Origin of the sequence: uncultured Virgibacillus sp., assembly GCF_947495635.1 — a bacterium.
GTDB classification, from domain to species: Bacteria; Bacillota; Bacilli; order Bacillales; family Amphibacillaceae; genus Virgibacillus; species Virgibacillus salarius.
On record NZ_CANMAB010000129.1, the window covers coordinates 1 to 10,079 of the forward strand.

A 10,079-nucleotide genomic window follows, 5' to 3' on the forward strand; every position below is an offset into this window, starting at 1 on the left:
AATATACATCAAACATTTCAAAATAACTACTTCGCTTAACGCAGTCATTGCACTGATTTTATACTTTCTTAACTTATAAAAAAAGTTATCACCCCATGCCTAGCAATAAGCATAAGGTGATTACGTTTTTCACATGAACGTGAGTAACCTCTTGAAGAGCTTTGCTCTAAACGCTTGAGGTTACAGCACGTATTAATATATTATTTTTCTCATAGTAAAACCGTTATCAAACTAAATGAATATACAAGATAACGTATAACTCCTATTATGCTTGTTTTTCAATATACACTTGATGTGGGAAAGGTATATCAATGTTATTTTGATCAAATGCTTCTTTAATTGCTTTACGAAGCTGTCTTTCAACTGCCCACTGTTCCATATTTTCTGTTTTTGCAATAACCCGAAGTGTAATATCAGAATCACCGATTGTTTGAACACCTAACACATCTGGTCCTTCTACAATTGTCTCATTCTCTTGCTTTATCTTGTCACAGACCTCTTGAAGGACTGTCATGGCATGGTCAATATTATCATCATAAGAGATACCAATGTCAACGAGAGCTCTCATATTACCACGAGAATGATTACTTAGTGAACTAATCTCTCTATTAGGGATAAAATTCAAAGTCCCGTCAAAGCTTCGAATTTGGGTTGTTCGTAAACCTACTTCTTCGACAATACCACCGTATCCTGCTGTCGTTACATAATCGCCAACATCTAGTTGTTTTTCCAGTAATAAGAAAAAACCAGTTACGACATCACTTACCAGACCTTGAGCACCAAAGCCAATTGCTAATCCGATAATACCTGCTCCGGCAATTAACCCTGCAGCATTAATTCCAAATATACCAAGCACTATTACCAAGGTGATAAAAATGAGAACATATGAAAAAAAACTAATTGCTAATGCTTGTAATGTTTGTGTTCTACCAACAGACATCTTCTTTTTAGTCTGTACCTTTGAGAAAGAAGATTGAATTAGTTTTTTTCCAATGGCACGAGTAATCAGGAAAGCAATCAGAATCGCGACTAATTGAATGAGTATAATACCAACATCTAAAATAACTTCTTCCCATTCGATGTTTTCCAACCATTTCATTTTAAAATCGACTCCTTTGCGAGTTATGATTATAACAAAAATTTCATCTGTAAAAAAGCACAAAATAGTTTTTGATGGAGTTGTTTTCGAAATTTAACCTATTTCATTTTCCATTGTTCACCAATCCATTACTATCGCAAATCCAATATGTAAAATATTAAACGATCGTATCTTTCTTATATGGTATCAGTTCCTCATAGCTATATGCTCTGAGGAACTGTCTGAAAATGGTAATGCAATCAATAATCCCTTAATAACGCTCTATAAAAAATCTGCTTACCAAATACCACCCTTTTAAAGGGGTATAGCCAACCAAATTTGGTTGGCTATATCCCTTTAGTTGAATAAGATAGTTAATCTAGAGACCTGAATCTTGCTTCTAGAAAAAGAAGGAGTTACTATTCTCTTCCCCAATTTTATTAATCATAAACCTCCTAGATAGATTATTAAATATACGAAAGCGTTAATATAGAGTTAGCTATATGATAAGTCTATCAAATCATTATAAGAAATTCGCTAACGTAAGTGGATGACAATGATTCAATAGGAAGCATATATACCACCATTCCTTCATATGTACATATAATAATAAAAAGGCATCATAGGTCTTAGCCTATAATGCCTTTAATAACTATTTATTACTCAGCTACATATGGCAATAAAGCCATTGTGCGAGCACGTTTGATTGCTTTTGTAAGCTTACGTTGGTATTTTGCTGAAGTTCCTGTTACACGACGAGGAAGAATTTTCCCGCGCTCAGAGATGAAACGTTTTAGCAAATCCACGTCTTTGTAATCAATGTGTGTAATTCCATTTGCAGTGAAGAAACACACTTTACGACGCTTTGCACGTCCGCGACGAGCTGCCATAAATAACCCTCCTTTTCATTTTAAAATGGTAAATCATCATCTGATATATCGATAGGCTCTCCATTATTTTTAAATGGGTCCTCTTGGTTTCTATTTGGTTCAAATTGGTTCTGGTTTCTATTTGGTTGGAATCCTGATGTATCCTGTCCTCCACCTTGAGAGGTGCCTTTAGATTCTAAGAATTGTACGCTGTCTGCAACAATTTCTGTAACAAAAACAGTTTTCCCATCCTGACCTTCAAATCTACGCGTTTGCACACGACCATCAACCCCAACCATACTTCCCTTTTTCATGAAGTTCGCTAGGTTCTCTGCTGGTCTACGCCAAACAACACAATTAATGAAGTCGGCTTCACGGTTCCCCTGTTGATTAGAGAATGGACGGTTTACTGCAAGTGTAAAGTTAGCTACAGCTACTCCACTTGGTGTATAACGTAAATCAGGATCCTTCGTTAACCTGCCGACAAGAACGACACGATTTAACATCAGAACCACTCCTTATTATTGATCATCTTCTCGAACTGCAATATGACGAATAATATCATCAGAGAACTTCGCTAGGCGATCAAATTCGTTAATCGCTTGTTCATCAGCACTGAAGTTAATGATTACATAATATCCATCACGGTAGTCATTGATTTCATAAGCAAGACGCTTCTTACCTTTTTCATCAACCTTTTCAATCTCCGCGCCATTATCAGTTAGAATTCCATTGAAACGCTCAATTAAAGCTGTCTGCGCTTCCTCTTCCATATCTGGGCGGATGATGTACATGATTTCATATTTTCTCATCCGTAACACCTCCTTTTGGTCTTAGCGGCTCCTAAATATTGATCAGCATTATTGCCTCCCGCAATAGGAGCAAGGAGTAATCGTAAATTATAATTACTCACAATAGTGTATTATACCAAATCATATTGTAAATAACAAGCCTTCGAGAGATCCTTCAATACATTATACATATATAATATTCGTCCTTAGCGGTTATTTCCTGACTATACATTAAAGCGAAAATGAATGACATCTCCATCTTTTACAACATAGTCTTTACCTTCTAACCGCACTTTTCCATTCTCTTTTGCCTGTGACATTGTTCCTGCTTCTACAAGATCATCATATGATACCGTTTCAGCGCGAATAAATCCTCGTTCAAAATCTGTATGAATAATTCCAGCTGCTTGAGGGGCTTTAATTCCTTTTTGGAATGTCCATGCACGGACCTCCTGTTCTCCTGCTGTAAAGTAAGTAGCTAAGCCTAATAAATGATAGGAAGCTTTGATTAATTTATCTAACCCTGATTCAGCTATTCCTAGATCTTCAAGAAACATTTCCTTTTCTTCGACATCAAGCTCAGCAATTTCTTCTTCAATCTTGGCACATACAACGATAACCTCGGCGTTTTCCTTTGCGGCATAGTCTTTAACCTTTTGTACGTTCTCGTTTGTATCAGGATCGGCAACCTCTTCTTCACTCACATTTGCTACATAGAGTGTCGGTTTACTAGTTAATAGATGTAGACCTTTTACCACTTTATATTGTTCTTCTGTAAAATCTAGTGCACGTACAGGCTTTTCTTCTTCTAAACCAGCTTTAATTTTGACTAGTATATCATACTCTGCAACAGCTGCCTTATCTTTCTGTCTAGCCAATTTTTCTACACGTTGAAAACGTTTGTTAACTGTTTCCAAATCAGCAAGAATTAGTTCCAAGTTAATGATTTCAATATCATCAATAGGATCAATTCTTCCAGATACATGCGTGATGTTATCATCTTGAAAACAACGTACCACTTGGCAAATCGCATCAACTTGACGAATGTGGGATAAAAATTGGTTTCCTAATCCTTCGCCTTTACTAGCTCCCTTCACAATACCAGCAATATCCGTAAATTCAAATGCTGTAGGTACTGTTTTTTTTGGTTTTACTAATTCTGTTAATTTATTTAAGCGATTGTCTGGTACTTCCACTATTCCGACATTAGGATCAATTGTAGCGAATGGATAATTCGCTGCTTCTGCCCCTGCTTGTGTAATAGCATTAAATAATGTTGATTTACCCACATTTGGAAGACCGACAATTCCTGCTGTTAGAGACATTCAACTTTCACTCCTTAAGGATTCCATTCATATAAACGCGTTTGTCATTCTAATTATAGATATTTGCTAGACAAATGACAAGCTGACAAAAAACAAAAATAGGCATAGAAACATGCCTACTTTTGCGTTTTACCCTATCACGTTGTAAATATTTCTGTCTGTCTGCTACCATTGTAACATTTTCTAGGTGTCATAGTCTATTTTAACTACTTTTATTCTTCTGCTTTTTCTAGCACTTTTTTCATTTTTTTAGTGAATTGTCTTCGCGGTATCATCACACTATGATCACAGCCTAGACATTTAATTCGAATATCCATACCCATGCGAATAATTTTCCAGCGATTTTCCCCACATGGATGCGGCTTTTTCATCATGACGACATCATTTAACGCAAACTCTTTTCCTTCCATCTTGTTTTTCTCCTTTTTATCTCATTATAACTACTATTTATTATTCTCGCTCAGGTGTTTGTTCCGTTTGACTATTCCCTGATTCTTCATAATTTAATTGGTTTCTATTTGTCTGCGTTTGTTGCAGTTGTGATTTATCACGGTTGAGAATGTTATCTTTTTGTTCACGAGAATACATAACAATTCGTGGTGCAGGGATTTCAATACCTGCTTTATACAGCTTATCCTGCATTTCTTTACGAATATTTCTTTCGCCTGCCCATTGAAAGCCTGGCAGCGTATCTGCAATTACTCGTATAACAAAGTATGAAGCTTCTAAATTTTGCACACCGATAATCTCTGGAACACCGACTAGAAAGTCATACTTATCAGGTAACGTTACTGCCACATCATTAATAATCTTCTCCGCATCATCTACACTGCTTTCATATGGAACGTTAATATCAACAATAGCTAGACCATTATGAATAGAGTAATTTATAACCTGAGTAACATTTCCGTTTGGTAAGATATGCATTTCACCTGTCCAACTCAATACTTTTGTAGTTCGTAGACCAATTTCTTCAACTGTTCCTTCGATACCAGCTACTCCAACATAATCCCCTACTGAGAATTGGTCTTCAAAAATAATGAAAAATCCTGAAATGATATCTCTAACAAGATTCTGTGCACCAAAACCAATAGCTAGTCCTGCAACACCAGCACCAGCTAGTAACGCTCCAACCTGAAAACCTAATACATTATCAAGTATCATGATGAACGCAATAAAGTATACAACATAGGTTATCGTACTTTTAATTAATTTTTTTAAGGTATTTTCTCGTCGTTCTGTAATTCGAATTGGGCCATTCTCTCTTCGTTTAAATAAACGATCGACTACCTTACGGGTGACTCGGACAATTATATAAGCTAGTAGTAAAATTACTAGAATTCGAAGTACACCTAACCCTATCGCTAGCCAAAAATCTGCCCCAGTTATATAATCCCAAAACTTAGATAACTCATCACTAAAATTATTTATTTCCTTGCTAACTTCTTCCTTATCCATATGTACCTCCTCCTGCTGTAAATACCTATGTTTTTTTATTTTCTAATTTATCCCATACCGGAAATAATAATAGTCGCGTTAAAACGTATAAATTTAGTATGCCATATATGGGGTACAAATAGTTTATTAATGTCGAGAAACCTAGTGCTGTTAATGGAATCATTGTAACCAAGGTAACAGAAACAATCAACCATAATGGTTTTTTTATATACTCCTTTATACGCGTTACGATACCCAAAATTCCAGAAGCTGCGGTTGTAAAAATAGCAAACCATAATAGAATACTCATCAGTATTAGCATTTCGAACGGGTAGTGCTTTAAAATTGCAAATAAGGGAATCTCATATAACAGTAATTCATCCGCTATTTGAATTAAGCTATTATTATAAATAAACGAGATAACACCAAGTATTAATCCACTACCAACACTTGCTATCCATATCTCCTGCTTGGACTTTACTTTGTTCCCAATTGCCCCCAAGACCGCAATTAGCGGAAGAATATTTAACGCAGTAAATGGAAATGCGGCTGTCCAATTACGCTGCTCATCCCAATGTGAAAATAAATCAAGTTGTTGATCAATGGTAAACCATAATAATACAAATAGCAGTCCTGTCAATAATAATGGTAATATAAATTGATTCATAGAAAGTAGCCCATTTATTCCCTTCATAAATAAAATAATAAGCGCAATAATTATAATACTTATACCCCACCAATAGGGAAAATTAAACGCTTGAGAAGTTGCCCCACTTCCAGCAATCATAATTACGGTTGTTGTAAAAAGATAAATAAATATCATGACATCATATATTACAGTAAGTTTCTCACCGACAATTTCACGTAGCACTGGTAAATAATGCGTCGATTGTCGTTCAAAGCTTATGGTCATTATCACTATACAACAAATCGAAAAAAATAGGCCAAATAAACAAATAGCTAGTCCACTTTCATGACCAAAAAATTGCCACAATTCCCTCCCAGAAGCATATCCAGCTCCTATTGTTGTTCCAATAATTAAAAACATCCATTTCATACCCGCACGCAGCATGTAAGTTCCTCCAATAATTTAAGAATCGATGTATAGATTTCAAAAAATTTCCGTATACTATACCAATATGTATTTGGAGGATAAGCTATGAATTTAAAAAGCAGATTAGGCCGGAGAAATGAAAATTTCCGTATGCTACATACAGAACCTAATTTTTTACACGTTATGCGTGAGAAAATTATTTCCTGGATGCCGCACTCGCCACGTGATTATGTAGTGGTATGTATTGGTACGGATCGTTCTACGGGAGACTCTTTAGGTCCATTAACTGGTACACTACTAGCTGAGAAAAAAATTAAACATTTATCGATCTATGGTACACTAGATGAACCCGTTCATGCCACCAATATACATGACTATTTACAGGATATTTATAGCAATCATCACAATCCTTTTGTAATCGCAATAGATGCCTGTTTAGGGAAACACACGTCCATTGGACACCTTATTACTGGTACAGGGCCAATAAAACCTGGAGCAGCCTTTAATAAGCCCCTGCCTGAAGTTGGTGATATTCACCTTACAGGTGTTGTTAATGTTAGTGGGTTTATGGAGTATTCTGTTCTGCAAAACACTAGATTAAGCTTAGTGATGCGAATGGCTAGTAAAACAGCGGACTTATTAGAACAGCTTGATCAGCGATTAATTTATCAGCACCATTCTCCTGCAGTTGTCATTCAAGTCGCCAATCCTACAATACCTAATTAGATTATTGAAGTGATTCGATGGTGTGTACATGCATAGAACAAAAGCACAAGCGCTCGATTAAAAATCGTAGCGACTGGAGCGAGTCAAATGCTATAAAGAAATCACGGTGCGGTTGCGAGCCGATGATGACTTATCGTCCATGAAGTCCCTAGTTTATAGGCGTTGGCATTGGAGCTGGACACGGCTCAACACGCTCCTATTTATTGACATGGGCAAATTTTATAATTACCTTGATTTCCTAAACTATTAGAGAAACGGAGCAAAATTCGCTCAGTCCTTATCACTAAATGCTCAGATTTACGCTTCCTCTAGTAGCTATTATGGAATAATAGCTACTGCTTGCTTGACCACCACTCCGGCTGCCCACTTCCCTTTCCGTGGGGTTTGTCCTTCAGCTAACTTTTTTAGCAAAACCCGCTCAAAAAAGTGGATCTTCAGGTCAAACATTTCCCACAGGAGTTGAAGTGGCCGGCCTTCGCTATTATCAGGCTCTACAACGCTAGCATGAAGTAACACAGCTGCTTTTATACTCACGGATAGCGATTTTCACTTTACCCATTGTAAAAAAAGTCAACCTATTACTTATGACAAGAATTGTTGCACCTTCTCATAGCGGAGACTAATTACGTAGACTCCTGCGGGATTAGCGCGAGCCGAAAATCCACTTTGCAACGTAGGAACCGAACCACTTCGCATGAGGTAAAGGAAACACAAATAGCCACAGCGATTCACTGTTGACTTATCATAATCATAATCGTAGGTCTCGTCGGCATCTATGAAACGACTTACTCTGTTATACACAATCTTAATCAACAAAAAACAGCGATACTCATGCTGTGATCGCTGTTTCCCTATCTACTAGTTATTATCTTTTTCCAGCTTTTTAATGCGTTCTTCTAATTCTGATAGTTTTTTATACTTATCATGTATCCTTGAGCGGATGCGTTGAATTATAACAACTATATTAAAATAGTAACAATTACTGCTAATAACCAGCCTATGTATATTTCCATATACGAAAGTTACCCCCTCATTTAGAATAATTGATATATATAATATATAAAACCTACTGTAATAATAGCTGGCAATAGATTTCCGATTCGAATAGATGTGATTTTTAGTAGATTGAAGCCAATCGCAAGAATTAGTACTCCACCTACTGCAGTTAGCTCTGTTATCATGCCATTCAGAAAACTTTCTGGAAGGATTTGTTCTATTTGTGTAGCTAATAAGGCAATACTACCTTGATATAAAACAACCGGGATAACCGATAGGATAACCCCAAACCCTAAAGTTGTCGTTAATACGAGCGCTACAAATCCATCAAGAATTCCTTTTGTAATTAATACTTCATGATCACCACGAATTCCACTATCTAAAGCACCAATTACCGACATGGCACCTATTACAAAAATTAGTGATGCAGTGACAAAACCTTGGGATACGCTAAAATCACTGCTTTTCGTCGTGAATTTACTTCCTATCCATGTTCCCAGACTATTTAATCTTACTTCTAGATTCAATAGTTCTCCTAGAATTGCCCCTGTAAGTAAGCTGAGTAATACAATGATAATTAACTCTGTGGAAAGTGCCATTTGAACCCCAATAATCATAACCGCCAATCCAATTCCTTGCATAACTGTTTCTTTATACCGTTCAGGAATTTTTGTAAAGAGTAAACCAAACAAACTACCAATGATGATTAATACGCCATTGATGATAGTTCCATATAATGCCATGACCTCATCATCCCCAATAATTGAATTAATTTAATAGATGCTTGCAATGTCTCTCATTGCTTTTATAAATGGAGTTATTTCTTCTTATGTATTGCTTCTCGAAAGACTTACTCATACAGCACCTTGTTCGCTGGTTTGCAACATTTCATGCATTAGTGAACTACATTGTAGACAAGCTCGTAATGCGATCTGATAATGTGCATCCAGTATCGTAGCAATTTCATGTGAAGATATATCTTTACTATTAAATGCTATCATTGGCAGAGATCATTTATCTATCCTATAGCACGTAACACCAGAAATTGCTTGGAGCTCATTCACAAGCATTTGCGTTAATAATGTTTCACGTGAAACAAACTCCTCTACTTGTTTTTCAAATAAACTTAAAGCAGCAAGTAAACCAGCTATCGCTAGCGTATTCAACGTACCACTTTCATATACTTCCACCATCCGTTTGGTTGCAATACTTCCTCTGAATGGCTTCCCATCCCCCCATGAATAAGTGGTTTTAATTCACCCTTGTACCATAGTATGCCCCCTCTTTTGGGGATCGCACCTATTTCATTCATTACCCTCATCATCGCCTCGATAACTACTGGTGGTTTCGGATAAGATGAAGCAGCTTGATCAAAATATATCATGATCTATCCGCCAATTCTATTTAGACTATAAGCTGAAGCTCATTAATTTATACGTGTATAGAACAAAAGTACAAGCACCGATTAGAAACGTAGCGAATGAAACAAGTCAACGGAGCTAAAGGAATCACAGTGTGCTTGCGAGCCAATAATGACTTAGATTAGGGCGATTCGTGAACTCGCCTAGTTTCTGGGCGCTGGATCTGGGCGCGGCTCACCACACCTCTATTTATCCACATAGGCTAATTTTATAATTTCCTAGACTATTAGAAAAACTGAGCAAAATTCGCTCAGTCCTTATCACTAAATGCTCAGATTTACGCTCCCTCTAGTAGCTATTATTCCATAATAGCTACTGCTTGACCACCACTCCGGCTGCCCACTTCCCTTTCCGTGGGGTTTGTCCTTCAGCTAACTTTTTT

The 10,079-nt window shown here is 36.7% G+C and carries 14 protein-coding genes; 1 reads left to right on the forward strand and 13 read right to left on the reverse strand.

Annotation, left to right across the window (positions count from 1 at the left end):
* Positions 1 to 265: 265 nt before the first annotated feature.
* The 8 genes from Q1A47_RS18680 to Q1A47_RS18715 all read right to left on the reverse strand — a co-directional run bounded on the left by Q1A47_RS18680 (position 266) and on the right by Q1A47_RS18715 (position 6,572).
* Complete coding sequence (locus Q1A47_RS18680; RefSeq protein ID WP_026681840.1) at positions 266 to 1,099, reverse strand: mechanosensitive ion channel family protein; 834 nt, start codon at positions 1,097 to 1,099, stop codon at positions 266 to 268.
* Positions 1,100 to 1,737: 638 nt separating this feature from the next.
* Positions 1,738 to 1,968 (reverse strand): 30S ribosomal protein S18, encoded by a 231-nt coding sequence (rpsR, locus tag Q1A47_RS18685; protein WP_026681841.1) that lies wholly within the window; start codon positions 1,966 to 1,968, stop codon positions 1,738 to 1,740.
* A 20-nt stretch (positions 1,969 to 1,988) separates the two neighbouring features.
* Positions 1,989 to 2,453: a single-stranded DNA-binding protein gene (gene ssb, locus Q1A47_RS18690; RefSeq protein WP_026681842.1), complete on the reverse strand. Its 465-nt coding sequence runs from the start codon at positions 2,451 to 2,453 to the stop codon at positions 1,989 to 1,991.
* Positions 2,454 to 2,468: 15 nt separating this feature from the next.
* The gene (gene rpsF / locus Q1A47_RS18695) at positions 2,469 to 2,759 is read right to left on the reverse strand and encodes a 30S ribosomal protein S6 (RefSeq protein ID WP_026681843.1); all 291 of its coding nucleotides are present in this window, start codon (positions 2,757 to 2,759) and stop codon (positions 2,469 to 2,471) included.
* 203 nt (positions 2,760 to 2,962) lie between these two features.
* A complete protein-coding gene (gene ychF / locus Q1A47_RS18700) occupies positions 2,963 to 4,063 on the reverse strand; it encodes a redox-regulated ATPase YchF (RefSeq protein ID WP_026681844.1) in 1,101 nt (366 codons plus the stop codon).
* Positions 4,064 to 4,275: 212 nt separating this feature from the next.
* A complete protein-coding gene (locus Q1A47_RS18705) occupies positions 4,276 to 4,473 on the reverse strand; it encodes a DUF951 domain-containing protein (protein WP_026681845.1) in 198 nt (65 codons plus the stop codon).
* Between the two features lie 40 nt (positions 4,474 to 4,513).
* A complete protein-coding gene (locus Q1A47_RS18710) occupies positions 4,514 to 5,521 on the reverse strand; it encodes a mechanosensitive ion channel family protein (RefSeq protein ID WP_121604236.1) in 1,008 nt (335 codons plus the stop codon).
* A 25-nt stretch (positions 5,522 to 5,546) separates the two neighbouring features.
* On the reverse strand, positions 5,547 to 6,572 hold the full coding sequence (locus Q1A47_RS18715; protein WP_026681847.1) for a membrane protein: 1,026 nt from the start codon (positions 6,570 to 6,572) through the stop codon (positions 5,547 to 5,549).
* An 87-nt stretch (positions 6,573 to 6,659) separates the two neighbouring features.
* Here Q1A47_RS18715 and yyaC point away from each other — a divergent pair, with 87 nt between their 5' ends.
* Positions 6,660 to 7,280, forward strand: coding sequence for a spore protease YyaC (gene yyaC / locus Q1A47_RS18720; RefSeq protein WP_121604237.1), 621 nt, complete (start codon positions 6,660 to 6,662; stop codon positions 7,278 to 7,280).
* Between the two features lie 318 nt (positions 7,281 to 7,598).
* On the opposite strand, the gene Q1A47_RS18725 is transcribed toward yyaC, so the two are convergent.
* From Q1A47_RS18725 to Q1A47_RS18745, 5 genes are all read right to left on the reverse strand, one after another.
* Positions 7,599 to 7,814, reverse strand: coding sequence for a hypothetical protein (locus Q1A47_RS18725; RefSeq protein WP_121603973.1), 216 nt, complete (start codon positions 7,812 to 7,814; stop codon positions 7,599 to 7,601).
* 500 nt (positions 7,815 to 8,314) lie between these two features.
* The gene (locus Q1A47_RS18730; RefSeq protein ID WP_026679598.1) at positions 8,315 to 9,019 is read right to left on the reverse strand and encodes a DUF554 domain-containing protein; all 705 of its coding nucleotides are present in this window, start codon (positions 9,017 to 9,019) and stop codon (positions 8,315 to 8,317) included.
* Between the two features lie 111 nt (positions 9,020 to 9,130).
* The gene (locus tag Q1A47_RS18735; RefSeq protein WP_161629254.1) at positions 9,131 to 9,277 is read right to left on the reverse strand and encodes a hypothetical protein; all 147 of its coding nucleotides are present in this window, start codon (positions 9,275 to 9,277) and stop codon (positions 9,131 to 9,133) included.
* A gap of 9 nt (positions 9,278 to 9,286) precedes the next feature.
* Positions 9,287 to 9,466 (reverse strand): aminotransferase class V-fold PLP-dependent enzyme, encoded by a 180-nt coding sequence (locus Q1A47_RS18740; RefSeq protein ID WP_299632677.1) that lies wholly within the window; start codon positions 9,464 to 9,466, stop codon positions 9,287 to 9,289.
* Positions 9,439 to 9,660, reverse strand: coding sequence for a hypothetical protein (locus Q1A47_RS18745; protein ID WP_026679597.1), 222 nt, complete (start codon positions 9,658 to 9,660; stop codon positions 9,439 to 9,441). The genes Q1A47_RS18740 and Q1A47_RS18745 overlap by 28 nt, the downstream gene beginning before the upstream one ends.
* Positions 9,661 to 10,079 lie beyond the last annotated feature (419 nt).